Below are 25,801 nucleotides of genomic sequence, written 5' to 3'. Positions count from 1 at the left end.
GAGGCGGGGGATCCTCCCGGAAGCGGATGTGCCGGGTCGAGCCCGCCGCTTACCGTGGCAGAGCCCGTTCCGCTCCGGCATGCCCTGAGCGCTCTGCACTGGAGGATCCGTGACCCTGCTGACCCGTCTCAGCCTCGCCAACCGCGCCGTCGTGGCGCTGTTCAGCGTCCTCATCGTCGGCGTGGGCCTCTGGGCCACGGGATCGATGAAGCAGGAGCTCCTGCCGTCGATGTCGCAGCCCGCCGCGGTGGTCTCCGTGGTCAAGCCCGGCGCCTCCGCCGAGACCCTGGACCGCGAGGTGGTGGCGCCCCTCTCCGACGCCCTGTCGGCCGTGGGCGGCGTGGACGAGGTGCGTGCCAGCACGTCCAGCGGAAACGGTCAGGTCACGGTCACCTGGACCTTCGGCGGCGACGACGACAAGATCCTCGCCGACGTGAAGACCGCGACCAACGCCGTCCTCGCCACGGCACCGGACGGCGTGCAGTCCGAGGTCTACGCGGGCAGCTCCTCCGACATCCCGGTGCTGAGCCTCGCCCTCACGAGCGGCGATGATCTCGACACGCTCGCGGATCGGGTCGAGAAGACCCTGGTCCCCGCGATCGAGCACGTCCCCGGCGTCCGGAAGGTGCAGGTCTCGGGGCAGATCCAGGAGCGCGTCCTGGTCACGCTGAACCCGGCGGAGCTCTCCGCCCGCTCGATCGATCCGTCCGTGGTCTCCGCGCTGCTGCGCACCGCCGGCACCGTCGTCCCCGCCGGCACGAGCGACGACGGCGCGAAGGCGATGGCGATCGAGGTCGGCCAGGAGGGCACGACGGTCGAGGGGATCGCCGCCCTCCCAATCCCGACGATGGACGGGCCCGTCCCGTTGTCCGCCGTGGCCGCCGTCGAGCTCGCCCCGGTCCCGCAGAGCACGCTGTCCCGCGCGGACGGTCGCCCGGCGCTGGGCCTCACGATCACCAAGACCCCCGACGCCAACGCCGTCCAGGTCTCGCACGCGGTCGCCGCCGCGATCGACGACGCGCTGCCGGGCGTCGGCGCGGGCGCGACGGTCACCACGCTCTTCGACCAGTCGACGATGATCGAGCAGTCCACGCACGACCTGGCCGTCGAGGGCGGTCTCGGACTCGTCTTCGCGGTGCTCATCATCCTCGTCTTCCTCCTCTCGCCCAAGGCGACGGTCATCACCGCCGTCTCGATCCCGCTGTCGCTGCTGATCGCGGTGATCGGCCTGCGGGTCGGCGGGTTCTCGTTCAACGTGTTCACGCTCGCGGCGCTCACCGTCGCGGTCGGGCGCGTGGTGGACGACTCGATCGTCGTGATCGAGAACATCGCGAGACGGCGGGGGTCGGGCGGACTGACGCCGGCGGACGTCCGTGCCGCGGTCGGGCAGGTCGCGGGGGCCGTAACCGCCTCCACCCTCACGACCGTCGCGGTGTTCCTGCCGGTCGCGCTCGTGGGCGGGGTGTCGGGGGAGCTGTTCCGGCCCTTCGCGCTGACCGTCACGATCGCGCTCCTCGCGTCCCTGCTGGTGTCGCTCACGATCGTGCCGGTGCTCGCGTACTGGTTCATGCGCCGCCCGTCCCGGAAGAAGGCGGGGGAGGACACGCCCACTGAGGACGCACCCGCCGGTTCCGCACCTGCCGAGTCCTCGCAGGCGCTGGTCGCGAGCGGAGCCGCCGACGAGGCGGCCGATGAGATCGCCGGCCGGACGACGGGTGAGGTCACCGAGGCCGCGTCGGCCGAGCGGGTGACCCGGATGCAGCGCGCGTACCTGCCCGCGCTCCGCTTCTCGCTGCGTCGTCCGGTGACGGTCGTGCTGGTCTCGGTGATCGTCTTCGCCGGGACGATCGTGATGTCGGGCTTCCTGAAGACCGACATGCTCGGCAGCTTCGCCGACGCGCGCGCCGTGCAGGTCGAGCAGAAGATGCCGCTGGACACCACGCTCGCCGTCGCCGATGAGGCCGCGACGACCCTGGAGCAGGCCGTCGGCGCGGTGGACGGCGTCTCGTCCTACCGCACCACCGCGGGAGAGTTGGGCGCTCCGGTGATCCTGGACCTCGTGATCGCGAAGGACGCCGATCCCGACATCGTGCTGGAGCGGATCCGCACGGCCGCCGAGGGGCTCCCGAAGGGCGAGGACATCACGGTGTCCACCCAGGCGACGCAGACGACGTCCTCGACGATCGACGTCATCGTGAAGAGCCCGGACGAGAAGGCGCTCGCCGCAGCGGCGGAGCAGATCGGCTCCGCGCTGGACGGCGCCGCCGGCGTCGGCGACGTCCGCAGCGATCTCGCAGCCGAGCTCCCGGTGCTGAAGGTGTCGGTGGACCAGAACGCCGCGGCGGTGCAGGGCTTCACCGTCCCCGAGGTCGGCGCCGCGATCGCGTCGGCGGTCGAGGGCGAGCGCCTCGGGAAGGTCGGCATCGACGGCACGTCCCGGGACCTGGTGCTGCGCGCGCAGTCCTCGACGACCGACCCCGAGGCGATCCGCGCAATGCCGCTTCCGGTCTCCGCCCTGCAGACCCAGCGCACCCAGAAGAACGCCGCGGACGCGCTGCAGCGCGAGCAGGAGCAGATGTCCGCCGACGCGCGCGCCGAGGCCGAGGCGAAGACGCAGGAGCAGCTGTCCGAGCTGATCGACACGCGCAACCGCGGCGAGCAGGACCTGGCGGCGCTTCGCGAGCAGCTGGCAGGCCTCCTCGCCTCGCCGCCGCCGTTCGACCCCAACCCCGCATCGCAGGGCGCGATCGCCGCCCTCGAGTACCAGAAGGCGGTCCAGCAGCTCATCCAGGGCGTCGCGGGTGCCGAGGCCAGTCTCAGCGGGCTGGACGAGCAGATCCGTGCCCTGCGCACGGGGATGGATGACAGCGCCGCGCAGCAGGCGGAGACGGATCGGCTCACCCAGGCGCAGCGCGATCTGGAGAAGCTGCGGGCGACGCCGATCCGGGTTGGCGACATCGCCTCCGTCGAGGTCGTCACGGCACCGGCGACGATCCTGCGGATCGACGGCGCCAGGGCCGTGACGGTCTCGGTCACCCCCGCGGGGGAGGATCTGGGGCAGGCGGCGGTCTCCGTGCAGACGGTGCTCGACGGCCTCGACCTCCCGGCCGGCGTCACGCTCGACGAGGGCGGGGCGGCCGCCGAGCAGGCGCAGTCCTTCGGCGAGCTCGGTGTCGCGATGCTCGCGGCGATCGCCCTGGTCTACATCGTGCTCGTGGCGACGTTCCGGTCGCTCATGCAGCCGCTCCTCCTGCTCGTGTCGGTGCCGTTCGCGGCCACCGGCGCCATCGCGGGCCTCCTCCTCACGGGGACGCCCATGGGGATCCCGGCGCTCATCGGGATGCTCATGCTGATCGGCATCGTCGTCACGAATGCGATCGTGCTGATCGACCTCATCAACGAGTACCGCAGGGACGGCACGGATCTGGACGACGCCGTGGTGCACGGGGCGAGGCTGCGGCTGCGGCCGATCATCATGACCGCCTGCGCCACGATCTTCGCCCTGATCCCCATGGCCCTCGGCGTGACCGGCGGCGGGGCATTCATCTCCAAGTCGCTCGCGATCGTCGTGATCGGCGGCCTGGTCTCGTCCACGGCGCTGACCCTGCTGCTGGTGCCCGCGCTGTTCGTGCTCTACGAGCGTCGGGGGGACCGTCGTCAGGCGCGGCGGGAGCGCCGTGCCGCGCGTCGTGCCGCCCGGAGGGGCGGTCAGGACGGGGACGGTCAGGGTGGAGGCGTGGACAGCGATGGTGAGGCGCTGGCGCGGATCGAGGCCGAGACGACCGCCTCGACGCCGGGTACGTCGGGAACGCCGGACCTGCCGGAGTCGCCGGAACAGGGGCGTGGGAGACTGGCGACGTGACCGACACCCCGGCGACCGCCCCGGATCGTGCCGCCGCCGCGGACCGTGTCGCCGGGCGCTGGCAGCGGCACCCCCGTCTGGTCGACGTGCTCACCGCGGTGAGCTGGTTCGTCCTGACGGCGGTGCCGGTGGTGGGCACGCAGTCGACGACGGGAGTGGATCCCGGCCCGATCGGCTACATCCTGTTCGGACTGGTCGCGATCCTCGTCGGGGTGGCGCTCGCGCTCTTCCGCCGACGGTGGCCGGTGCTCGTGTTCGTCGTCGCGCTCATCGCCTCCCTCGTGCTGATGCCGTTCTGGCTCGACGTGGGGGCGCTGGCCGCGGCCTACGCCGTCTTCGCGATCGCCGTGTACGACTCCGTCCGGCGGGCCTGGATCGCCGCGGGCATCTCCTACGCCTTGACGTTGATCCAGTGCGGCGTGCACCTGGTCACGGGGTTCGGCCTTCCCCCGGTCAGCCGCGACGGCTCGACCGTCGCGACGGTGATCTCCTACCTGGTCTTCGACCTGCTGCTGCTCCTGGTCGCCCTCTTCTGGGGCCAGAACGCGGGCAACCGGCGTCGCTACGTCGACGCGCTCCTCGAACGCGCCAGGGTGCTCGAGCACGAGCGGGACCAGGAGGCGCAGCTCGCCGCGCTCGCCGAGCGCTCCCGCATCGCGCGCGACGTGCACGACATCGTGTCCCATTCGCTGTCGGTCATCGTCCGCCTCGCCGATGGCGCCAGAGTGGTGCTGGACGGCGATCCGATCCGCGCCCGAGAGGCGGTCGCGCAGATCGGCGGCGTCGCCCGATCGTCCCTGGACGAGATGCGCCGGGCGATCGGCGTGCTGGAGCGTCCCTCCGGGGAGGCGCCGCCGCGGAGCAGCACCGGCCTCGACGACCTCCCCCGTCTCGCCGAGGTGTATCGCGGGATCGGCCTGCCCGTCGAGCTCGTGCTCACGGGCGCGGGCGAGCGCGAGGTGCCGGCGGGTGTTCAGATGACCGTGTTCCGCGTCATGCAGGAGTCCCTCACCAACGCCCTGCGGCACGCGGCGGCACCGACCAGGGTGGAGGTGAGCGTCCGGGTGTCCGCCGACGGCGTCCGTGCGGAGATCCGCGACGACGGCGAGCCCGCCGCCGCACCGGCGACCGGCGACCGGATCGGCCGGGGCCTCGTGGGGATGAGGGAGCGGGCAGCGCTGTACGGCGGGACCCTCGACGCCGGGCCGGTCGAGGACGGCGGTCGCGGATGGATCGTGCGCCTCGTCCTTCCGGAGGGGGAGTCATGAGCGACATCCGAGTGCTGATCGCCGACGACCAGGCCCTCATCCGGACGGGCCTTGCCATGGTCCTCGGCGCGACGCCGGGGATCGAGGTCGTCGGCGAGGCGGCCGACGGGATCGAGGCGGTCGCCCTCGCCGGGGTGCATCGGCCGGACGTCGTGCTCATGGATGTGCAGATGCCGAGGATGGACGGGATCGAGGCGACCAGGGAGATCGCGGCGGCGGGTGGCCTCGGCCGGGTCCTGGTGCTCACCACGTTCGACCTCGACGCCTACGCCTTCGGCGCGATCGACGCCGGCGCCAGCGGATTCCTCCTCAAGGACTCCGACGCGGAGGACATCGTGGCCGCGATCCGCGCGGTGGCCGCGGGCGACGCGGTCCTGGCGCCGCGGGTGACGTCGGAGCTGCTGCGGCGCTTCGGCGCCCTGGTCACCCGCGCCGAGGACCCGGTGCGGCAGTCGCAGGAGGAGGCCCGGCGGACCGCCGCTGAACGGCTGCGGATCCTCACCGACCGCGAGCGGGACGTCTTCGACGCGATGGTCCAGGGGCTCTCCAACGGAGAGATCGCTGAGCGGCTGTGGCTGTCCGAGTCCACGGTGAAGACCCACGTCGGCCGGGTCCTGCAGAAGCTCGGCATGCGCGATCGCGTGCAGGCGGTCGTCTACGCGTTCCGCAATGGGCTGACCCTCGACCCCTGACTTACGATGGCTTGCCCCGACTTCCTGCGCCGCAGGCCGCGTCTGGACGGTGCCTGCGGCGAGGCGCTTGTGGTTTGGTCCGGGGCGCTGTGCATGGTGGCCGAGTGGAGCGAGCCAAATCATGTCCCGATCTTCACGACCTTCGGCTTCGGCAACAGCATGGGATACATGGCAGAGTATGCGCAGGGTTTGCATTCAATTTATTTTGGATGCGAACCCTGCGCATAATCTCTAACGAGTGTAGATACTCGCTGCCATTGCGCTGCTGATCGGCCCGAGAGGGGAAACCACGCATCGATATGCTCCGCTGTAGTAGGCGCGACCCACGTGTTGTCCTGCGGCTATCACGTCTCCCACCCCATCAGTCTGGATCCAAGGCCCTCCGGAATCGCCTGCAGAACAGGCGCCAGAGCTAGTCAAGACAAAAGGTCCTTTACCGCCGGTGAAGGCGCCAACTCCGATGACGGTCGTTGCGGGCCGTAGGCCGAATCGACCGTTGATTGCCATTGGTGTTCCATAGGCAAGATTATTTAGTGCACCGACAACGTCTCTGCGGTTTGAGGTCGTTGAGTCGCCTACGTACATGTTGTGGTTAAACTGACTCTGAGGCGAACTGCGGAGAAGTGTTGAATCAGTCTTGGTGTTGTAGAAATAGCGGGTTCCGACGAGGCCGTTACTATACCAAGTTGATACGCCGGTTTCCTCCCATGCGTGTTCTGCCGTAGAGCCCATAAGCTCTCCATCGGACCAGCGAACCCATGTGAAGCCCATGGTCACTCCGACGTTTCCGGAGTCCAGCGCGATTCCGCCAGAATAGGGTGCCGCGTCATCGTTTCGAGAATATTGAAGGTCCATGGGCTGACCCACGCCAAGGTGCACATCAATATCGACCCCCTCAATGGAGAGTGAAAGTGCGTCCGAGGGTCCGCGCGCTGCCTCCCCTTCGAGGAGGTCGGAAGTTTCGACATTGACCTTTCCGGTCATCATGTCGACAACGGCGATCGTCGGGGTAAGGCCATACTCGGTAACCAATGGTGAATCTGCGCCCATAAGAAGTGCAGCGACGGCTTCGCTCTCTGCCATATTGAAATCGACTGGGATTATGTCAATAGCGATGGGAGATTCTGCCTGGACCTCCTTCAATGCGGCGAGAAGCGAATTGGCTGCGTTATGTGTCCGGGTATACCGGACAACGAGTCTAGTTCCACTGTCAGTTTCCTCGAGAGTGTAAGCGCCCTCGTATTTTTGATTTCGTTCGTCGATACCGTATTTCTCCAAAAGTGACATGGTCGTCTGCATGGCGGGATTCACGGTCGGGGCGAGAAACTCATCGACAGCCTTGTCTTTGTCTCCGTCTGAACTACCATTGGCGGCATAGGCGGTGCTTCCCATCCCCGTGAGGAACAGGGCTGCGGCGACGAAGATGGTCCCCCGTCGGAGCATTTTCGTGGACTGTCTTTTTGCGATGATGGGTCCTTCCCCAAGGTGCGGTTGCGCTCACCTTATCGATTCGGTGCTGATCCTGCTACTGCCAGGTGTTCGCCGCTCCTACGGTCGATGGGCGCACCAAGCGCATGCGACGCCATAGCTCTGAACGCAACGAACCGATGGCAAGTCCTTCGGACAGCACCCCGGGGGATCAGCGCTGGACGAGGTGGAAGACGCGGGTCCGGTTCACGAGCGTCGAGGACGAGATCTCGTAGCCGAGGCTCTGCAGGTGAGCGACGTCGTCCGGGATGTCCTTGCTCTTCCCGGTGAGCTCCACCGCCCAGACGTCGGATCCGAGATCCTCCGCGGTGAGCGTGTCGTTCGGCACGACCTTGTCCCACAGATGCGCCTGGGTCTCGAACGGGGCGACGAGCGCCGCGTCGTCGAGGCCGGTGAAGCGGTCGGGATACAGCGAGACCATCAGACGGGGATTCCGCGAGGGCTTGGTCTTCTGATCGAACACGATCGCGTCCCCGGGGCGGGCGTTGTCGTCGATGTACTCGGCGACCGCGCGCCAGTCGCTGCCGTCGTCCTTGGCGAAGGGCTCGCGCTGCACGACGTAGCTCGGGGACATCGCGAGGGCGACCACGACGGTCGCGGTCGCGCCGGTCAGCAGCCGGGCCCGCGGCGGCGTGAGCCTGGCCAGCGCCCTGATCCCGAGGGCGACGAGGATCGCGGCGGCCGGCGCGCAGAACGACAGGTAGCGGATGTTGTACATCGGCGAGACGAGCGCATTGCCCAGCAGCAGCGCGGTCGTGGGCAGGACCAGCCAGACGAGGGTGAGGACGCCGAGGAGGCGATGATCGCGCTCCGCCGCCCCTGCGCCCACGGCGCCATCGCCCACCGCGCCATCGCCCACGACGCCATTGGCATCTGCGCTCACAGCACCCGCGGCGCCACCGGCCCGACGCATTCGGATCAGCGCGCGGATCAGGGTGACGGCGGCGAGCAGGATCAGCGCCCAGCAGAACACGGCGGAGAGCGGGTCGAACCACTGCGACGAGTAGACGTTCCACGCCGTGGCATAGTTCCGCCGGGCGAGGAACCCGATCTGTCCCCGCTCGAGGTAGCCCAGCACGATGATCGGGAGCGCGAGGATCAGCGCCCCGCCCGCAGCGAGGAGCCAGCGGCCCAGTCGCTCCCGGTGCAGGATCGCCACGACGATCCCGTGCACGACCAGGAGGAGGCCCAGGTACAGGAAGACGTACATGCCCACGGCCATCAGCGCGGCGTAGGCCGCCCAGGCCCAGCGTGAGCGCTGCCGCTGCAGGAGGCCGACGAGCAGCACGGTCGCCCAGACCGCGATCGCCGCGCTCATCGAGTACGCGCGTGCCTCGACGGACATGTACGTCGACCGGGGGAGCGCGGTCGCCACGATCCCGGCGACCAGTGCGAGCCTCGGCCCGCCGAGACGCCCGGCGAGGACCACGATCCCCGCGACCATCACGCCCATCGCGATGGCGCTCGGCACCCGGGTGGAGAACTCGCTGGCGCCGAAGAGATCGATCCACAGGTGCAGGAACATGTAGTAGACGCCGTGCACCGCGTCGATGCTGCTGAGCAGACGGAACAGGCTCGGCCAGCTCCGCTCCGCCGACATGACGCTCGCCGCCTCGTCGCCCCAGTAGGACGGGATCCACGCGCCGAGGACGCCGAGGATCGTCGCGACCAGCCCGAGGATGGTGGCGATCCGACGCAGCGGGGTGCGGTCGATCAGAGAGCCGATCCGGCCGAGGGGTCCGTCGGGGGTCCGACGCGATGGTGCGTCGACGGTGTGCTGCGCTTCCATCGTGTTCCTCCCCATCGATGATGGTCGACCCGCCTGTGAACGCGCTCGACGCGACTGCGGGATGCGGCGTCGGCAAGGGCATGAGCGGTCGTGAGACGGGTGCGAGGCCGGCGTGGGGCTGATGTGTCGGGAGTGACTCAAGAGGAAGGTCGGATTTGACCGGAAAGCGGTCGCCTTAAGAGAGACCCCTTAAGGGTGGCGTCGTCTGAGCGCGCTCTTCATCCGCTCGACGGTGGTGAAGCCGGAGCGGGACGCGATGTCCTCCGGGGTCCAGGAAGCGTCGGCCTGCCTCTGGAGCATGAGAGCGGTGGAGACGCGGCGCTGCTCGATCTCGTCGCGGGGGCGGGTGCCCTCCTGGGCGAGGACGCGGTGCAGGTGGGGGACCGAGATGGACAGCCGCTGCGCAAGCGTCGTGACGGTGAGGGAGGCGTCCCGGTGCTGTTCGTCGATGACGCGCAGGGCCTGGCGATAGAGATCGAGGCGTTGGGCGGGATGGTCGGCCCGCACGCGCTCCATCGCGTCGGCGAGAGCGGCGGCGAGCGTGGATCCCACGACGGTGGCGAGGAACCGGTCGCTGCTCTCCCGGGAGTCCTCCCCGCTGGGGGAGAGGACGTTCGTGACGGACGCGACGAGGTTCCAGAGCACGTCGTCGAGGGCCAGCGGGACGCCGAAGGAGCCCTCGAAGCTCGACTGGCGGAGGAGGGGGTGGTCGACGTCCCAGATGAGCCGCGCCCAGGGGACCGAGTGCGTCGTCGTGATCCCGGTGTCGCCGGGGAACAGCACGAGCTCCCGCGGGCGCACGACGACGGACGTGGACGACGTGCTGACCGTCGCCTCCCCCTCCACGCCGATGAAGGCGCGGAGCCTCCCGGGCGGAAGCGGCGGGGCCGTGAACACCGCACCCGTGGACCAGAGCCGGGTGACGCGCCACTCCTCCCCTCGCCGGGAATCCAGCACCGCGCGAGGGAAGGGGGTGCTGAGCACGTTCCAGCCGATGGCGTGGACGTCGTCGGCGTCGACGAACTCATCGGCGACCGATTCGGCGCTGCCATCCCCCATGCGAATGGAATACCAGACCATCGCCGCCATCGGTCCGGAGCCATCGGTCGGCGGTGCTGTGGTATACGCGAGGGGCGCCCATCGGCGGCGCTCGGAAAATCTCTCACGATCCAGGGAAAACCTCTCGCATACCGCGGACGGAGGGTGCCGTGCCGGCGGTGGGCCGCACAGAATCGACGTCGGCTGCCAGCGACGGCGGCCTACCCCGGCTCGCAGCGAGCGGGGGCAAACAAGACCACCGAGGCCCGCCCACACGGCGAGGCAACCAAGGGGGAAATTTTGGAGAGCACGAACAACAACCCGGTCGAGCAGGGAGTCGCGGGGCGCAGTTTCAGCCGCCGCGCGGTCGTGAAGACCGCTGCCTGGTCGGTGCCCGTGATCGCCACGGCCGCAGCGATGCCGCTGGCGTCCGCGAGCGTCACCCCGTGGAACGTCAGCATCGACGGCACCTGCGTCGTCGACGCCGGCGGCACCGGCCTCGCCGCCCCCGGCTTCCTCGTCAAGGCGGACTCCGGGACCGACCCGATCCCGGCGCTGCTGCAGGTGACCGAGAACGCCGCAGGCACCTGGAGCATGACCCTTCCGGCGCCGGTCGTGCTGGGCGTCGCCACGGACCCGACCATGGTGCCGGGTGCGAAGGAGGCCTTCGAGGCGTTCGCGCTCGCCTACGCCACGGCGATCGTCGCGGCGGTCCTCGTCCCGGCCGCGATCGCCATCCACGGCCCGAAGGTGGCGGGCGAGCTCTGGATCACGCCGACCAGCGTCCTGGACTACCTCACCCCGCCGACCCTGACGCATGTCTACCAGAACACGGGGATCAACCGGACCGTGACCCTGAGCTGCGTCTGGGACATCAACCGCGACCTCACCCTCAACGGGCTCGTCCCCGGCGACCAGACGTTCTGGGGCTACTTCGGCGCGCTGGTCCCGCCGGACGTCACGGGCGTTCCGGGCTTCAGCGTCATCGACGGGATCATCCAGGGTCTGGGGTCGATCCCGATCGCCGGCCCGATGATCGTCAGCGCCTGGAACACCGCGGTCGGCTCGCTCAGCCCGGTGCTCGAGCTGACGGCGACCGGTCAGTGGACCGACGCGCAGGACGACCACGTCGGGCAGGTCACGAACCTCTTCGCGTTCAGCTGCTGATCCGACGTCTCCCAGCCCCGGCGGTGGTCTCCCCATCATCGCCGGGGCTTTCCTCCTGAGGCTCACCCCTCAGGACTTGTCCTTCCGGGCCGGGTTTCGCGCAGAATGTCCTATGGACGTTTCCGAGACCCACCCGGAGGATCGGTCGTTCGCCGCGTCGCTGCGGGACGCCGTCGAGGCGAGCGGTCTCTCACTCTCCCATCTGCACCGTCTGCTGAGAGATCTCGGGAGTCCCGTCTCGGTCTCCACTCTCAGCTACTGGCGTTCGGGCGCCCGCCGCCCCGAGGGGGCGCACTCCCGGGTGGCGATCACCGAGCTCGAACGGATCCTGGGGATCCCCGCCGGCGGGCTGACGGATCTCGTCGGCATGACCAAACGGCCGGGGCAGGCCTCCGGGCCGGGGCCGGCGTTCTCCGACGAGTACGAGACGACGCTCGCCGAGACCTATGCCGCCCTGGACGCGGATCCGACGACGTATCTGCGCGAGGTGTCGTCGAGCACCCTGGCGCAGGTCGGGCCGGACGGAGCCCTGCGCGGGTTCCGTTGCAGGATGCTGGTCCAGGCGACGACGAAGCTGGTGCGGTCGGTCGGTCTCGTGAGCCCCGTCGAGGAGGGGGCTGCGGATCAGCCGGCCTTCGCCGCCATCGCGGGCGGACGGATCGCGTTCGACTACATCCATCCCAGTGGCACGATGGTCGGCTCCCGCGTCGAGCTGGATGCGCCGATCGGCGTGCCGGACACGGCTCTGATCGAGTTCGAGCTCGCCCTCCCCGACGGCTATCCGCCCCAGTACGCGGTCGCCCACGGAGCGACGCGCAAGGCGCGCGAGATGGTGGTCTGGGTGCAGTTCGACCCCGAGGCGCTCCCGGACTGGGTGGCGGAGTTCGAGGAGGACGGGGACAGTGAGCGCGACCTTCCCCGCCGCCCGCTCCGCGGCACGACCGCCCATGCGGTGCGGCACGGCTTCGGCCCCGGGTTCTTCGGGGTGAAGTGGGGCTTCGACGGGCGGTGACGCGTGCGCGTCCGGCGGAGGTCTGGTGGACTGGTGGTACGTATGGCCGGAGGAATCCCGTCCGGCGGGAGACTCGCCGACGGATCCCCCGCCGGGCGGGCGTTCTCCCGCCAGGTGAACCCGGGCGGGCGGGACGGGGTCGGGAAGGGACAGGGCCGGGAAGGGACGGGGCCGGGAAGGAACAGGGCCGGGCGGGACAGGACCGGGGTCAGCCGAGGAGCACCATGATCAGGACCAGCACGGGCAGGCAGCCGAGCGTGGTGAGGAAGACGGTGTCGCGGGAGATGGACTCGCCGACGTCGTAGCGCTGCGAGTAGTTGAAGACGTTCTGGGCGGTGGGCAGGGCGGCGAGCACCACGACGATGAGGACCTCTGCGGGCGAGAGGCCGAAGACGAGGTCGGCGACCGCCCAGGCGATCAGCGGCATCGCGACGAGCTTCAGGCCGGTGGCCAGGAGCACGTCCCTGCGGCGGCCGCGGGAGCCGAGCACGCGCTGCCCGTGGAGCGAGATCCCATAGCTGATGAGGAGGACGGGCACGGCGGCGTCCGCGATCAGCTGCGCCGGGTCCATCACGATCGCCGGCACCGTGATGCCGGTCACGGAGACGAGCGTCCCCAGCACCGAGCCGATGAGGATCGGGTTCGTCGCCGTGCGGGTGAGCGTGCGTCGGAGGGAGACCCGGTCGCTGGTGATCGCGTCCAGGAGCGCGAGCGAGATCGGGGTGAACACCAGCAGCTGCATGAGGATGACCGGTGCCGGATACGCGGCGCTGCCGAGGAGGTACAGCGACAGCGGGATGCCGATGTTGTTGGAGTTGACCTGTCCCGCCGAGAGCGCCCCGATCACCGTCTCGCCGACCGGGCGGCGCCAGACGAGCCGTGCGATGAGGGCGTAGGCCGCGATGACCGTGACGGCGGCGATGGCGGAGACGGGCAGGAGCGAGGAGAAGAGCATTCGCGCATCGGCGTGCGCGAGGACGACGAAGAGCAGGAAGGGGGACAGGACGAAGAAGATCAGCCGCCCGAGCACGTGCCGCGCGTGCGGTCCCAGCAGATCGATCCGGCCGATGATGTAGCCGACCGCGATCGCCACGCCCACCACGGCGAATCCGGTGAGCGTGTCGAGCATGCTCCGAGCGTATCGATGCCCGGAGCCTTCGGAGCCCGGACCGCCCGGTCCAGATCCGATCCGGCCCCGACCCAGCCTGATCCCGGCCTGATCCCGTCCGATCAGCGCAGAGGCAGCCGGAGGGTGAAGACCGATCCCGAGCCTTCCGCGGAGCGCACGGAGACGTCGCCGCCGTGCCGGCGCAGGACGGTCGCCACGAGGGTGAGCCCGATGCCCGATCCGGGCACGTCCCTGGCGTTGTGCGCGCGAGCGAGCTCGTCGAAGACCTGGAGGAGGTCGGGGGCGGGGATTCCCCGCCCCTGATCGGCGACCTCGATCACGGCCCATCCGCTCTCCTCGCGCAGGCGTACCTCGATCGGTCCGCCCGAGGAGTACTTGGCGGCGTTCCCGAGCACGTTGTCGATCGCGAGGGACAGCAGGTCGAGGTCCACGACGAGAGGGGGAACGGGCCAGGGGACGCGGGTGACGGCGAGGGTCGTGCGAGCGCCCGCGGCACGATCCCGTTGTCCGAGCGCCTCGATCGCGTCCACGAGGAAGGGCTCCAGATCGACGGTCTCGTACTCCAGCTCGCGCGTCTCCAGATCCGCGAGCTTTCGCAGATCGCGCACGAGTCCGCTCAGCCGGGCCGCCTGGGCATCGATCGCCGACCAGGCGGAGGCCGTGGGCTGACGGCCCTCCTCTGCGCCCTGTGTCGTCTCAGAGCCCTGATCCGTCTCCGAGCCCTGTGTCGTCTCCGAGCCCTGTGCCGCCGCCGTCGCGCGGATCGCGGTGATCGGGTTCTTCAGCTCATGGTCGAGCCGCGCGAGGAAGCGGCGATGGCTCTCGCGTTCCCGGGCGGCGCCCTCCGCCACTGCCCGCTGCCGCTCCTCGAGCGATCGACGCGCGCGGCGACCGACGAGGGCGATCGACAGGACCACCAGGAGGGCGAGAGCGGTGAGGACGAGACCGGCGAGGAGGACCGCGGCCGGGAGGGGCAGGGCGATCTCGAGACGTCGACGGTCATCGGCTGCGAGCAGCGCGCCCGCGACCGCCCCGCCGAGGACCAGGGGGATCGCGGTGAGCAGCCAGACCCATACGGGCGGGCGCCGGGGCCCCGCGGAGGTCCGGGCACCGCCCGCGCCCGGGGTCTCGGTCCTCGTCACATCGGCCTCACGGGCGCCACGAAACGGTAGCCGAGGCCCTGCGCGGTCTCGAGGAAACGGGGCGATGCGGCGTCATCGTGCAGCACGCGGCGGAGCTCCGCGATCCGGTGATCGACCGCGCGGCTCGACGACGCGAAGTCGAATCCCCACAGCGCGCCGAGCAGCCGCTCGCGCGTGTGCAGCTCTTCCGGATGGAGCATGAGGTACTCCAGGAGGGTCATCGCCTTGGGTGTGAGGGTGAGCTCGACGTCTTCGAGCCAGGCGCGGCGCGAGGTGCGATCGAGCACCAGTCCGTCCGCACGGAGACGACCGGATGCGGCGAGGAGATCGTCCCCGCGCGCGGCCCGGCGCAGCACCGCGCGGATCCGCGCGACGAGCTCGTGCGGGTCGAAGGGCTTGTTCAGGTAGTCGTCCGCCCCCTCGTCGAGGGCGGCGCTGCGCTCGGAGGACTCCCCGATCTGGGTGAGCAGGATGATTGGCAGCCACAGGCTGCGCCCGCGCACACGTCGGACGAACCCCCGACCGTCCAGGTGCGGCATGAGCACGTCGCACACCACGAGGTCCGGCGCGCGGCGCTCGACCGAGGCGAGGCCGCGGAGGCCGTCGACCGCGATCTCGACGGCGAAGCCGCTGCGTTCGAGGAAGGGCCCGAGCGCGGTCGTGATGGCCTCCTCATCGTCGATGAGGAGGATGCGGGGGCGCTCGGATCCGCTCACGTCACCCCGCCGTGAGCAGGTTGCCGGCCCCGCCGTCGGTCACCTTCGGCGTGGCCCCCGTCCAGCGGACGGTGTTGCCGCTCCCGGTGACGTCGAGGACGGCGATCGTGCCGGTCAGGATCACCAGCCCCGCCCCGCGGACGTCGAGCGCGCGGATGTCGTCGGCGATCACGACGCCGGCGTTCATGGTGACCAGGAGGTGATCGCAGGGTCCGTCGACCCGGATCGCCTCCCCGTCGCCGTCGAGCACGAGCTCCCCGTCACAGCGCACCGTGGTCGCCGCCGCCGCGAGCTCCTCGCGAGAGGGACCGGCCTCATCGGCCGAATCCTTCGGGGCGTCCTTCGGCGTGTCGCTCTGGGTGGTGGACCCCTCGTCGGAGGCGGCCCCCGAGGGGGCGGCGGGCGGGGTCGAGGAGGGGGCGGACGACGCGCCCGAAGGTGTGCCGGCCGGAGCCGTCTCGTCGACGACGTTCACGGAGCATGCCGTGAGGCCCAGCGCGAGCCCTGCGGCGAGGATGACGGCGACGGGCCGGATGGGCCGGATGGTGCGGTGCACGGTGGTCTCCTGTCTGTCCGGAGGGCGGCGTCAGAGCGCCGGGATGAAGATCTCGACCCGGCGGTTCAGCTGCCGGCCGGCGGGGTTGTCCGCCCCGTTCACCTCGTTCGGGGCGACGGGGCGGGCCTCGCCGTAGCCGACAGCGTCCAGCGAGGCGGTGGCGCCGTGCTCGCGCAACGCCGCGACGAAGGCGTTCGCGCGGTCCTCCGAGAGCGCCTGGTTCTCGTCATCGGTCCCGATCGCGTCGGTGTGCCCGGAGACGACGGCGTCGGCGACGCCGAGACGGGCGAGGACCGCCGCGACGGACGTGACGGTCGGGACGGCATCTGAGCGGATGTCGCTCTTGTCGAAGTCGAAGAGGACGCCGTCCTGGAAGGTGATCGTCGTGCCGCAGGACGCGACCGGGGCGATGGCGGCGAGCGGAGGGAAGGAGCCGAGCTTCGGCACCGGGGCGATCGGCTCGGCCTTCACCGTCTCGCCGTTCACGCTGGCGGTGCCGTCTCCGAAGTTCTGGATCCGCACGGTGCCGTCGTCGTAGTTCCCCGACCCGTCTCCGAAGTTCTGGATGCTGGTGCTGCCGCGCGCGTAGGTGCCCGATCCGTCGCCGAAGTTCTGGATCGTGCCGTCGGGGCCTGTGTAGTTCCCCGATCCGTCCCCGAAGATCTGGATCTGCGTGGTCGCGTCCTGGTAGTTGCCCGACCCGTCTCCGAAGTTCTGGATCTGCACGGTGCCGTCGTCGTAGTTCCCGGATCCGTCTCCGAAGTTCTGGATGCTGGTGCCGTCGACCGTGCTGTTCCCGGAACCGTCGCCGAAGTTCTGGATCGTGCCGTCGGGGCCCGTGTAGTTCCCGGATCCGTCGCCGTAGAGGTACGCGGAGCCCGATCCGGAGACGACCTGTCCGCCGGCATCGCAGTGCGCCGGTGCCACGGTGACACCGGGGATGTCCGTGAAGTCCTTCGAGGTCTCGATCGTGAACGCGGAGGCGGAGGCGTCGAGCAGGGAGAGATCAGGGAGGAGGAACAGCGGGACGGGCGGGAACTGGCCGACGTCGTGGCCGGGGACCGAGGGCACCGACGCCGCGTGAGTCGTGGACGGGCTGGGCGACGGGTCGGCGGCGGGCGTCGTCGCCGGCGGCGCGGTCGAGGCGCAGGCGCTCAGGGTGAGGGCCGCAGCGGTGCCGAGGGCGATTCCGAGGGCGGAGCGGCGGCGGAGTGATTCGCGGGCTGTGCTCATGGCTCGATGCTATCGACGGCGTGTCGCGGAGCTGTCGCGATCGTGTCGCAGTTTCGCGACACGATGGCGACCGCAGGCGCCAGGCCGAGGCGGCGCTCGAGCCCCGCCGCCGCCTCGGCGACCGCCGTCGCGATCTCGGCCACGTCGACGTCGGAGCGTTCCCCCGCCCAGGTGACCGCGACGGCCGCGGCCGGCCAGCCGGAATGGTCCCGGACGGCGGCGGCGACCGAGCGGAAGCCCTCGGTGACCTCGCCGTCCTCCGTCGCGATCCCGGTGCGGCGGACCTCGCGGAGCAGCTCGCGGAGCTCGGCCGGTCGGGACGGGCCCCGTCCGGTGCGATCGGTGAACGCCGACGCGTCGGGGTACAGCGCCCGGACCTGGGGGCGGGGGAGGGCGGCGAGCATCGCCCGGCCGGTCGCGGTGAGATGTGCGGGGAGACGCACACCGACGTCGGTGACGAGGGCCGGTCGCCGCACGGCGCGCTCCTCGACGATGTAGAGCACGTCCCGCCCTGTCATCACCGCCAGATGCGTGCTCTCGCCGAGACGGTCGGCGAGGCCCGCGGCGAGCGGTCGCCCGAGGCGGGCGAGCGGCTCCTGCCGCGCATAGCCGCCGGCGAGCTCGAACGCCGAGGTGCCAAGACCCCAGCGGCGCTCATCCGGGAGGTGGACGACGAAACCGTGCTCCTCCAGGGTCGCCAGCAGATGGTAGACGGTGGAGCGGGGGATGGACAGATCCCTGGCGAGCGCCGAGGCGGCGATGGGCCCGGGGCGCCGGGCGAGGTGCCGGAGGATCCGCAGCGTCTGATCTGCCGCCGGCACCTGGGGACGACCGGGGCCGGAGTCGTCGTCGTCCGGTGCGCGGGGTGTCACGGCTCCAGGATGCCACGGAGGACGCGCGACCCGGGTTCAGTGCGACCCGGAATCAGTGCGACCCGGGTTCAGCACGACCCCGGATCAGAGGGGTGGCGCGGGCGTGCGGCGGCTGAGCACGGCCCGGCAGGCCAGATGCACCGCGAGCCGGGTCTCCGGATCGGCGAGGTCCACGCCCAGCAGCTCCTGCACCCGGCGGATCCGGAGGGCGACGGTGTTGCGGTGCAGACCCAGCGCGTCGGCGGTGGCCACCAGGCTCGACTCGTGATCGAGGTAGGCGGACAGCGTGCGCAGCAGGTCTCCGGTCCCCTCCCGCAGCGGAGCGAGCAGCGAGGAAGCGGCCGGGACGAAGGTGTCGTTGTCTGTCCAGGCCAGGAGCAGCTGCTCCAGTCCCAGGCTGTCCACGCGGACGAACCATCCGGTCGCGGACCGGGAGGCGGCGATGCGGGCGGCGTCCGCCGCCTCGTCGAGGGTCGTCGACAGCCCTCGCGGACCGTGCTGGAGGGACCCGACGCCGGTCGCGATCGCGAACGTGCGCCCAGTCTCCAGGTGCAGCGCCCGGAGCGCCCGGACATGCCGTTCGACGAGGGCGGGCTCGGGCGGTGAGGGGAAGGTCAGCCAGCCGCTGACCCCGCGCCCCGCCGTCGTCACCTGCGCATCGGCCCCGATGGCGCCGATGCCGGCGCGGACGCCGCGCAGGAGCTGGAGCGGATCGAGTCGGCCGCGGCCCATCATCCGGAAGCCGAGATGATGGCCGGCCGTGCGCCAGCCGCGCTCGGACATGCGGCGTTCGACCTCCGCGTCCGGGAGTCCCCTGGCATCGGCGAAGTCCCGCAGCAGCGCGGAGGAGGCGGAGACGTCGTTGACCTCGTCGACCTCGTCGATGAGGATCCGGGCGGCGACCGCGGGCATCGCGACCTCCGCGGCGACCGAGAGCGCCGCGAGCTGCGTCTCGCCGAGCCCGTCGCCGAACACGACCAGCCGGAGGCCCGCCCGGCTCGGGCTGTCCACGCGCACGGAGGCCGCCGCCCGCGTCCCGACCCGGGCAAGGTCCACCCAGGGGCGCCCCTCGATCATCGCGAAGAGGTCGTCCTCAAGCTCCCCTCCGGCCTGATGCAGTACTCCCGTCCCGTCCACGAGGGCGATCGCGTACCCGAGGTTGGCGGACACCTGTCGCAGCAGATCCGGGAGATCGTGGGCCGGATACTCGAAGGACTGCGCCACCTTGCGCACGTGCCCGAGGATCAGCGCGTCCTGCGCCTCGACGATCATCCAGCAGACCTTGGCCAGCGCGATGGGGCGGGCGACGTCGATGAGGCACAGGCCCAGCCGCCCGGCCAGCCGGAGCGAGCCGGGGTCGAGGTCCGACGCCCCAGGCATCGCCAGTCCCCGATAGCCGCGCTCATGCACGCGGCGCAGCATCGCGTCCTGCTGCCAGGGGCTCGGCGGCGAGGACGCCATGAGGATCGCGAGGCCGTCACCGCCCTCGGCCGCGGGCAGGTCGTTCTCCGCGGTCTCCACGCGGACCGTGAGCCACTCCGCGTCCCGGGGCCCCGCGACGTGCCGGAGGCCACCCGCGTCGGGGTGGGCCAGGAGATTGGAGAGGGAGAGCGCGGCGCTCATGCGGCGTCCAGCTCGTCCAGCCCGTAGGCGGAGGGGACGACCCGGCGGAGGCGCTCCGGACGCTCCTGCCACCATTCCGGAGCCGGGAGGTCGAGCACCGCCACCTGCCGGCCCGGCGCGAGGTCGGTCACCTGCAGGATCTCCCGGGAGACCGCGTCCAGGATGAGGATGACCGAGGGCGAGGCGGACAGCAGCGCGCCGTCGCTCAGCACCGCGAGCGACTCGGACCGGGTCACCACCCGGTCGACGCTCCCCGAGGGTCCGGTGATCTCGGCGACCTTCACGTGCGGGTCGCCGCCGGCCGGGACGATCGCGGCGATGCGTCCCTGCGTGAGGAGCCGGCCGTGGAGGGCGGCGGCAAGCACGGGCAGCGGGGACGCCTCCGCGTCGAGGAAGGATCGGCCGAGCTCCAGCGCCCGCCGCTGGTGCCCCGGCATGGCGTGCTCGCGCAGGTCGCCCACCGTGAAGCCGGCCAGGACCGCGCCGCCCGCGCCTCCCGCCTGGATGATCGCGGACCGGACGATGCGCTCGGCGTCGACCGCCCGGTCGGTCTCGACGAGCGCGACCCCTCCGGCTCCGGTGTCGCAGGTGAAGACGAGGCCGGGCACCCGGTCGACGAAGAGCGACATCTGATCGAGCTCCGGCACCGCGCGCCCGGTGCAGTCGGCGTCCACGACGGCACGGGAGCCGGAGAGCAGGAGCGGTGAGAGCCCGTTCAGCCCGCCGCCCTCGAGCGAGCAGACGGCGGGGATGCGCGTGCCGAGCCAGCGCTCCGCGGCGGCGATCAGGCGCCCGAACGGGTCGTTCCCCGGCAGCCGCTCACCGAGGAGGATCGTCGACCCCACGAACGCCGCACCGAGGCAGGGGGTCGCGGGGTCGAGGTCCTCGACGTCGGCGATGTCGATCGTGTCCGGTCGCGCACGGTCGACCATCAGCTCCAGCATGGTGGTCGTGCCGCCGCCGCCCGCGCCCAGCAGCGCGTAGCCGCGGGCGAGCGCCGTCCTGTCCTCGGGTCGCAGTCGCCACGCCATCGTCCCAGCCTATGCGCGGGGCACCGCTGCAGGAGGCTCGGATCCGCCCTCGCCCTCGACGGGCGCGAACGGCTCGTCCAGGCCGAACGCGCCGGGTCCGAAGGCGGCGAGGGCGGCCGGGGTCCGCATCATCTCCGGCGTGGAGATGCCGAGCACGCGGACGCGCTGTCCGTAGCGCAGGCCCTCGGTCGTGATCGGCTCGGCGGTCTCGTGGTCGACGACGCAGATGAGGTCCGGGACGATCGCCACCACTGCCCCGTTCCTCCGCGCGACGAGGTTCTCGTTCTGGAAGGCGATCTCGAACACGTCCTCGCCCTCCAGCGGGGCGATCACGGCCCTGCCCTTCGCGAACCCCTCGGTCGTCCGTCGCTCGACGTCGATCACCTTCCCGACGCACAGCTCGCGCAGATGCGGGTAGAGCGTGCGGGACAGGGTGTCCGCGATCGCCGCGAACGGCGGTCGATTCTCCTCCCGGGCGATCCGGATCGCCCGGCCGAGCGCGAGCGCCATCGAGAGCGTGCGCGGCACCGCCGTGCGCCGCACGTCCGCGCCCGTCATCGCGTACTCGGCGATGTGCCCGACGCCGCCGAGACGGATGGTCACCGCCCGGGCGAGCCATTCCATCTGGCGATCGTCGTCACCCGTGTCGATGATCACGCGCTCGCCTCGTTCGCCGGCGAGCGCGAGCGGGGAGCCGTGCACGCCGTAGACGGCGAAGGTCTCCATCGAGAGCTCGGGGAACGCCCGGCCCATGCCGTCTGCATCGACGACGGGGAGCCCGGTCTCGGCGGCCACCACGAGCGGGATCATGGAGTTGATCCCGCCGCACTCGATGGGCATGGTCGCGTCCGCGGTCCGGCCGAGATGCTCCTCCAGGATGCGCAGGGAGAGCGTGGGCTCGGTCCCGGCGGGGATCTTCTCGATCATCACCGTCGGCGCGCCCATCTGGGCGGTCGGGATCACGAACAGGTCGTCGGGCAGCTCGTCCGGATCGAGGACGGTGATCGCGCGATCGCCCAGCACGCCCTCGACCAGCATGGTGCCGATGTACGGATCGCCGCCGCCGCCGGTGCCGAGGAGGGTCGCGCCGCGGGCGAGGTCCGGGAGGTCCGCCGCGGTCAGGAGCCAGCTCATGCGACGGCCGCCCTTCCGTCCGAGACGGTCCCGTCGAACCGGTGGGCGGGGAGGTCGTAGCCGAAGTAGCCGGGGCCGACCATCGCGAGCGCCGCCGAGGAGTGCCAGCGCTCGTCGGCCGGGGCGGCGAGCACCCGGACGCGCTGGCCGTAGCGCAGGCCCTCGGTCGTGATCGGCTCGCCGGTCTCGGCGTCGACGACCATGATCAGGTCGGGCGTGGTGACGAGGGTGCGGCCGTCGACCTCGGCGACCAGGTGCTCGTTCTGGAACCGCAGGGTGAGCGTCGTCGCTCCGTCGCCCTCGATCAGGGCGCTGCCCCGGGCGAAGCCCGTCGTCGTCGCGCGCTGCACGTCGACGACCTTCCCGCCGAACAGCTCGCGACCGTCCAGGAGGGCGACGGTCGCGGACACGGGATCGGTCTTCTCCTGCCGTGCCACCGCGATCCCTCGGCCGACCTCCGCGCAGCGGGACAGGGACCCGTCCACGAGGGTCGCCCGCGCCTCGACGCCGGACATCGAGAACCCGGCGATCATGGTGGAGCAGCCCATCTCGACCGTGGCGACCCTGGCGATGCGCTCGGTCCATCCGTTGTCGATCGTGTTGAGCACGGCGACGTTGCCCTTCTCGTCGCTGAGCGCGAGCGGGGAGGCCGTGACGCCCGACAGGGTCGGCAGCACCATCTGCAGCTCCGGGAACGCCCGGCCCATGCCGTCGGCGTCGACCAGGGGGAGTCCGAGGGCTGCGGCCGCCACCACGGGGATGGTGGAGTTGACCCCGCCGACCTCGGCGCAGGCGATGTGCGTGACCGGGCGGCCGAGGTAGGTGGCGAGCGCGTGCACGGGCTCCACCACCTCGTCGATGCTGGGGAGCTTCTCGATCATCACCGTCGGCGCGCCCATCATCGCCACGAACAGCACGAGGGCGTCGTCCGGCACCTCCGAGAGGCCGACGACCGTCACGGGCCCCGCCGCGAGGGCGCGGCGGGCGAGCAGCCCGCCGATGTAGGGGTCGCCGCCCCCTCCGGTGCCGAAGACGGCGGCGCCGCGCGCGAGGTCCTCGATCTGGTCGGCTGAGATCTGCCAGCTCATCTCACGCCTCCATGTCCAGGTCGCCGACGGCCTTCGCCCTGATGCGCGTCGCATTCCCCGGGAGGTAGGGGATCGGCACCTCGTCGAAGTCGATGATCGAGACCGTGGAGGGCTTCGCCCCCGCGGCGATCGCCTTGTCGATCGCCTCGGCGCGCACGGCCGCGATCGTCTCGTCACGCGCACCCGGCGCGATCGCGTAGACCTTGTCGATCTCGCCGCCGACCTGGGCGATCGAGGCGCCGATCGCGTTGGCGACCGCATAGTTCTCCGGGCGGTGCACCCTGCCGAACAGCGGCAGCTCGTCGGGGAGCAGGATGGAGCCTCCGCCGACGGCGACGACCGCGATCGGCTCGGGGGAGGTGCGCATCCGGTCGATCGCCTCGGAGACGCGCTCCGCGATGCGCGCGAGGACGCGCTCGACGAACCCGGGGTCGAGGTGGGCGACCTTGGCGGGGTCGCCCACCTCGGCGCGTCCGGCCGCGACCGCGATGTCGGTGGCGGTGAGGGTCGATCCGCCGAAGACGAGGGCCTCGGTGGTGAGCCGGAAGCCGACGGAGGCCGGCCCCACCTCGGCGGTCTCGGGATCGACGATGCTGCCGCCGCCGATGCCGAGCGAGAGCACGTCGGGCATCCGGAAGTTGGTGCGGACGCCGGCGACCTTGACCTCGTTGGCCGTCTCGCGGGGGAAGCCGTTGATGAGCAGGCCGATGTCGGCGGTGGTCCCGCCGACATCGATCACGGCGCAGTCGTCCAGGCCACTGGTGGCCGCGGCGCCCCGCATCGAGTTGGTCGGTCCGGAGGCGAAGGTCGCGACGGGGTAGCGGCGCACGTACTCCTCGTCCATCAGCGTCCCGTCGTTCTGGCTGAGGAAGATCGGCGCCTCGATCCCGTGCGCGCGGACGGCGGAGGTGAGGCCATCGACGATCTCCGAGGCGAGCTCGCGGAGCGCGGCGTTGATGATCGTCGCGTTCTCCCGTTCGAGCAGACCGATCCGGCCGATCTCGTGCGACAGCGAGATCGCGACATCGGGACCGAGGACCTCACCGATGATCTCGGCGGCCCTGACCTCCAGGTCGTGGTTGACGGGGCTGAACACGGACGAGATCGCGACGGAGCGGATGCCGTGCTCCTTCATGTCCTCCGCCGCCGTCCGCAGCTCGTCCTGGTCGATCGGCGAGATCGGGCGCCCGTCGAACTCGTAGCCGCCGTGGGCGAGGTAGCTGCGGGCCCGCGTCGCCTCGACCAGCACCTCCGGCCAGTCCACGAGCGGCGGGAGGGCACGGGTGGCGGGCAGACCGAGGCGCAGCGCGGCGGTGGGGGCCAGCCGCTGCGCCTGGACCAGGGCGTTGATGAAGTGCGTGGTGCCGATCATCACCGCGTCGATGTCGCCGCCGTCGAAGGGGTGGCGCGCGCGCAGCTCCTCGATCGCCTGCACGATCCCGCTCGTGACGTCCGGGGTCGTGGAGTGCTTGACCCCGGTGAGGGTGCGGGTTCCGTCCATGAGGACGGCGTCGGTGTTCGTGCCGCCGACGTCGATGCCGATGTGCATGGTTCTCGCTTTCTGGTGAGGTCTCGGGGCGGTCAGCGCTGCGTGGGCTCCGCGTCGCCGGTCTCGGGCTGCCGGGTGGCGGCGCTGCCGACGCCGCGGACGAGACCGAGCTTCCCGGCGATCACGTAAAGCACCATCGAGAGGAACAGGCTCAGCAGTGACGGGATGCCCCAGGTGACGAAGTAGCCGACGAGGGAGGAGATCAGCCACACCACGATCGTCGCCGGGACGATGCGCGGCGCTGTCGCGGGCAGCAGCCCCTTCTCCCTGCTGGCGTCGAGCTCGCCCCGCCAGCGGCGCACGATGAAGTACTCCGCGACCATGATCCCCGCGATCGGCGGGAAGGCGACGCTCAGCACCGTGAGGAACTGCGTGAACTGGCCGAGGATCCCGGCGGCGGCCAGGATCGATCCGACGATGCCGAGCACGATCGTGGTGGTGACCCGGTTGAGGTGGCGGCCGAACGCGGTGGAGATGAAGTTCACGAGGCCCAGCGTCGAGGAGTACAGGTTCCAGTCGTTGATCTTCAGCGTCCCGGTGATGACGATGATGAGTCCGACCAGACCCACGGAGGAGGTGACGATCGCGACGATGTCGCCGGATCCCGCCGCGTGGGCGAGGAGGACGCCGGCCAGGCCGATCACGAACTCGCCGAGGGTCACCCCGACGACCGTCTGCTTCACGACGTCCGCGCGAGAGCGGTTGAACCGGGTCATGTCGCCGGTGATGATCGCGCCGACGATGAGGCCGCCGGCGACGATGCCGGTGCCGGTCCAGACGCTCATCGCGGGACCCGGGGCGGGGCCGGTGAGCAGTTCGCCGATGTCGTGGCGGGAGAGCTCGGAGATCACCGACCATCCGACCAGGATCAGGAAGAGCGGGACCGTGATGTTCGCGAGCCACTGCATCCCGAGGAAGCCGAAGGCCACGATGCCGGTGACGGCGAGTCCGAAGAGCAGGCTCCAGACCCAGACCGGGAGCGCGCCGGGCATGAGCGCGTCCAGCGACTGGGCGGAGATCGCGGACTGGATGCCGAACCAGCCGATGAGGCTGATGCCGATCGCGAGGCCGACGAGGGACGCGCCGATCTCGCCGAAGCCGGTCCAGCGGGCCAGGAGCGCCGTGTTGAGTCCCTCGCGCTGGCCGATGAAGCCGACGAGGCACATGATCACCTCGAGGATGATGGAGCCGAAGAGGAAGGCGAGGACGGCCTCGCCGAAGGTCATGCTGTAGCCCAGGGTCGCTCCGAGGAGGAACTGGGAGAGTGCGGACACCTGGCCGAAACGCTGCACGGCGATGCCGAACCAGGGCTTGCGCGCTTGCGGGGTCACACGGGAGAGGGCGAAGTCGTCGTGCTGCACGATGCGGGACATGGGGCGTCCTTCGGGAGGGGGACGGGTCGGGTTCCGCTC

General features: G+C 70.9%; 20 protein-coding genes. 5 read left to right on the top strand and 15 right to left on the bottom strand.

All coding sequences use genetic code 11. The features are described from left to right. Positions 1 to 109: 109 nt before the first annotated feature. The 3 genes from J2Y69_RS01955 to J2Y69_RS01945 are packed head-to-tail and all read left to right on the top strand — an operon-like array spanning position 110 to position 5,822. Positions 110 to 3,862 carry an efflux RND transporter permease subunit gene (locus tag J2Y69_RS01955; RefSeq protein WP_310016957.1) on the top strand — a complete coding sequence of 1,251 codons (3,753 nt, stop codon included), beginning with the start codon at positions 110 to 112 and terminating at the stop codon, positions 3,860 to 3,862. After that, positions 3,859 to 5,130: a sensor histidine kinase gene (locus tag J2Y69_RS01950; RefSeq protein ID WP_310016955.1), complete on the top strand. Its 1,272-nt coding sequence runs from the start codon at positions 3,859 to 3,861 to the stop codon at positions 5,128 to 5,130. Before J2Y69_RS01955 ends, J2Y69_RS01950 begins: the two co-directional genes overlap by 4 nt. Beyond that, positions 5,127 to 5,822, top strand: coding sequence for a response regulator transcription factor (locus tag J2Y69_RS01945; RefSeq protein WP_310016953.1), 696 nt, complete (start codon positions 5,127 to 5,129; stop codon positions 5,820 to 5,822). The genes J2Y69_RS01950 and J2Y69_RS01945 overlap by 4 nt, the downstream gene beginning before the upstream one ends. A gap of 231 nt (positions 5,823 to 6,053) precedes the next feature. Here the strand turns inward: J2Y69_RS01945 and J2Y69_RS01940 are convergent, their stop codons facing one another. The 3 genes from J2Y69_RS01940 to J2Y69_RS01930 all read right to left on the bottom strand — a co-directional run bounded on the left by J2Y69_RS01940 (position 6,054) and on the right by J2Y69_RS01930 (position 10,158). After that, a complete protein-coding gene (locus J2Y69_RS01940; RefSeq protein ID WP_310016951.1) occupies positions 6,054 to 7,214 on the bottom strand; it encodes a hypothetical protein in 1,161 nt (386 codons plus the stop codon). Positions 7,215 to 7,461: 247 nt separating this feature from the next. Continuing rightward, on the bottom strand, positions 7,462 to 9,099 hold the full coding sequence (locus tag J2Y69_RS01935) for a glycosyltransferase family 39 protein (protein WP_310016949.1): 1,638 nt from the start codon (positions 9,097 to 9,099) through the stop codon (positions 7,462 to 7,464). Positions 9,100 to 9,288: 189 nt separating this feature from the next. Continuing rightward, positions 9,289 to 10,158 carry an AraC family transcriptional regulator gene (locus J2Y69_RS01930; protein WP_310016947.1) on the bottom strand — a complete coding sequence of 290 codons (870 nt, stop codon included), beginning with the start codon at positions 10,156 to 10,158 and terminating at the stop codon, positions 9,289 to 9,291. A 279-nt stretch (positions 10,159 to 10,437) separates the two neighbouring features. Between J2Y69_RS01930 and J2Y69_RS01925 the strand changes: the two genes are divergently transcribed. Both J2Y69_RS01925 and J2Y69_RS01920 read left to right on the top strand, forming a co-directional pair. After that, positions 10,438 to 11,304 carry a hypothetical protein gene (locus tag J2Y69_RS01925; RefSeq protein WP_310016945.1) on the top strand — a complete coding sequence of 289 codons (867 nt, stop codon included), beginning with the start codon at positions 10,438 to 10,440 and terminating at the stop codon, positions 11,302 to 11,304. A gap of 112 nt (positions 11,305 to 11,416) precedes the next feature. After that, the gene (locus tag J2Y69_RS01920; RefSeq protein WP_310016944.1) at positions 11,417 to 12,316 is read left to right on the top strand and encodes a hypothetical protein; all 900 of its coding nucleotides are present in this window, start codon (positions 11,417 to 11,419) and stop codon (positions 12,314 to 12,316) included. Between the two features lie 208 nt (positions 12,317 to 12,524). On the opposite strand, the gene J2Y69_RS01915 is transcribed toward J2Y69_RS01920, so the two are convergent. The 12 genes from J2Y69_RS01915 to J2Y69_RS01860 form a co-directional block, all read right to left on the bottom strand. Next, positions 12,525 to 13,445 (bottom strand): AEC family transporter, encoded by a 921-nt coding sequence (locus J2Y69_RS01915; RefSeq protein WP_310016942.1) that lies wholly within the window; start codon positions 13,443 to 13,445, stop codon positions 12,525 to 12,527. 101 nt (positions 13,446 to 13,546) lie between these two features. Then, positions 13,547 to 14,587 (bottom strand): sensor histidine kinase, encoded by a 1,041-nt coding sequence (locus J2Y69_RS01910; RefSeq protein WP_310016940.1) that lies wholly within the window; start codon positions 14,585 to 14,587, stop codon positions 13,547 to 13,549. Next, positions 14,584 to 15,303 (bottom strand): response regulator transcription factor, encoded by a 720-nt coding sequence (locus tag J2Y69_RS01905; protein ID WP_310016939.1) that lies wholly within the window; start codon positions 15,301 to 15,303, stop codon positions 14,584 to 14,586. The genes J2Y69_RS01910 and J2Y69_RS01905 overlap by 4 nt, the downstream gene beginning before the upstream one ends. A 1-nt stretch (position 15,304) precedes the next feature. Next, positions 15,305 to 15,859 carry a DUF3060 domain-containing protein gene (locus J2Y69_RS01900; RefSeq protein WP_310016937.1) on the bottom strand — a complete coding sequence of 185 codons (555 nt, stop codon included), beginning with the start codon at positions 15,857 to 15,859 and terminating at the stop codon, positions 15,305 to 15,307. Between the two features lie 30 nt (positions 15,860 to 15,889). Then, the gene (locus tag J2Y69_RS01895) at positions 15,890 to 17,092 is read right to left on the bottom strand and encodes an OmpA family protein (protein WP_310016935.1); all 1,203 of its coding nucleotides are present in this window, start codon (positions 17,090 to 17,092) and stop codon (positions 15,890 to 15,892) included. Next, on the bottom strand, positions 17,089 to 17,964 hold the full coding sequence (locus J2Y69_RS01890; protein ID WP_310016933.1) for an IclR family transcriptional regulator: 876 nt from the start codon (positions 17,962 to 17,964) through the stop codon (positions 17,089 to 17,091). Before J2Y69_RS01890 ends, J2Y69_RS01895 begins: the two co-directional genes overlap by 4 nt. A gap of 84 nt (positions 17,965 to 18,048) precedes the next feature. After that, entirely contained in the window at positions 18,049 to 19,587 is a 1,539-nt protein-coding gene (locus tag J2Y69_RS01885) for a PucR family transcriptional regulator (RefSeq protein ID WP_310016932.1), read from the bottom strand. Further along, on the bottom strand, positions 19,584 to 20,618 hold the full coding sequence (locus J2Y69_RS01880; RefSeq protein WP_310016930.1) for an S-methyl thiohydantoin desulfurase domain-containing protein: 1,035 nt from the start codon (positions 20,616 to 20,618) through the stop codon (positions 19,584 to 19,586). Before J2Y69_RS01880 ends, J2Y69_RS01885 begins: the two co-directional genes overlap by 4 nt. A gap of 9 nt (positions 20,619 to 20,627) precedes the next feature. After that, a complete protein-coding gene (locus J2Y69_RS01875; protein WP_310016929.1) occupies positions 20,628 to 21,752 on the bottom strand; it encodes a DUF917 domain-containing protein in 1,125 nt (374 codons plus the stop codon). Then, the gene (locus J2Y69_RS01870) at positions 21,749 to 22,840 is read right to left on the bottom strand and encodes a DUF917 domain-containing protein (protein ID WP_310016927.1); all 1,092 of its coding nucleotides are present in this window, start codon (positions 22,838 to 22,840) and stop codon (positions 21,749 to 21,751) included. Before J2Y69_RS01870 ends, J2Y69_RS01875 begins: the two co-directional genes overlap by 4 nt. 1 nt (position 22,841) lies before the next feature. Then, a complete protein-coding gene (locus tag J2Y69_RS01865; RefSeq protein ID WP_310016925.1) occupies positions 22,842 to 24,389 on the bottom strand; it encodes a hydantoinase/oxoprolinase family protein in 1,548 nt (515 codons plus the stop codon). A 32-nt stretch (positions 24,390 to 24,421) separates the two neighbouring features. Then, entirely contained in the window at positions 24,422 to 25,762 is a 1,341-nt protein-coding gene (locus J2Y69_RS01860) for a purine-cytosine permease family protein (protein ID WP_310016924.1), read from the bottom strand. Between the last annotated feature and the right edge of the window lie 39 nt (positions 25,763 to 25,801).

This window comes from Microbacterium resistens (assembly GCF_031456305.1).
GTDB classification, from domain to species: Bacteria; Actinomycetota; Actinomycetes; order Actinomycetales; family Microbacteriaceae; genus Microbacterium; species Microbacterium resistens_A.
The sequence above is the reverse complement of the archived record's forward strand: the minus strand, read 5'-3'. Positions and strand labels throughout refer to the sequence as shown.

Bases quoted from the DNA above. Each gene is read 5' to 3' on its own strand.
- J2Y69_RS01945 (WP_310016953.1), top strand. From the start codon at position 5,127: ATGAGCGACATCCGAGTGCTGATCGCCGACGACCAGGCCCTCATCCGG.
- J2Y69_RS01940 (WP_310016951.1), bottom strand. From the start codon at position 7,214: ATGGGAAGCACCGCCTATGCCGCCAATGGTAGTTCAGACGGAGACAAA.
- J2Y69_RS01935 (WP_310016949.1), bottom strand. From the start codon at position 9,099: ATGGAAGCGCAGCACACCGTCGACGCACCATCGCGTCGGACCCCCGAC.
- J2Y69_RS01930 (WP_310016947.1), bottom strand. From the start codon at position 10,158: ATGGGGGATGGCAGCGCCGAATCGGTCGCCGATGAGTTCGTCGACGCC.
- J2Y69_RS01920 (WP_310016944.1), top strand. From the start codon at position 11,417: ATGGACGTTTCCGAGACCCACCCGGAGGATCGGTCGTTCGCCGCGTCG.
- J2Y69_RS01915 (WP_310016942.1), bottom strand. From the start codon at position 13,445: ATGCTCGACACGCTCACCGGATTCGCCGTGGTGGGCGTGGCGATCGCG.
- J2Y69_RS01895 (WP_310016935.1), bottom strand. From the start codon at position 17,092: ATGAGCACAGCCCGCGAATCACTCCGCCGCCGCTCCGCCCTCGGAATC.
- J2Y69_RS01885 (WP_310016932.1), bottom strand. From the start codon at position 19,587: ATGAGCGCCGCGCTCTCCCTCTCCAATCTCCTGGCCCACCCCGACGCG.
- J2Y69_RS01880 (WP_310016930.1), bottom strand. From the start codon at position 20,618: ATGGCGTGGCGACTGCGACCCGAGGACAGGACGGCGCTCGCCCGCGGC.
- J2Y69_RS01875 (WP_310016929.1), bottom strand. From the start codon at position 21,752: ATGAGCTGGCTCCTGACCGCGGCGGACCTCCCGGACCTCGCCCGCGGC.
- J2Y69_RS01870 (WP_310016927.1), bottom strand. From the start codon at position 22,840: ATGAGCTGGCAGATCTCAGCCGACCAGATCGAGGACCTCGCGCGCGGC.
- J2Y69_RS01865 (WP_310016925.1), bottom strand. From the start codon at position 24,389: ATGCACATCGGCATCGACGTCGGCGGCACGAACACCGACGCCGTCCTC.
- J2Y69_RS01860 (WP_310016924.1), bottom strand. From the start codon at position 25,762: ATGTCCCGCATCGTGCAGCACGACGACTTCGCCCTCTCCCGTGTGACC.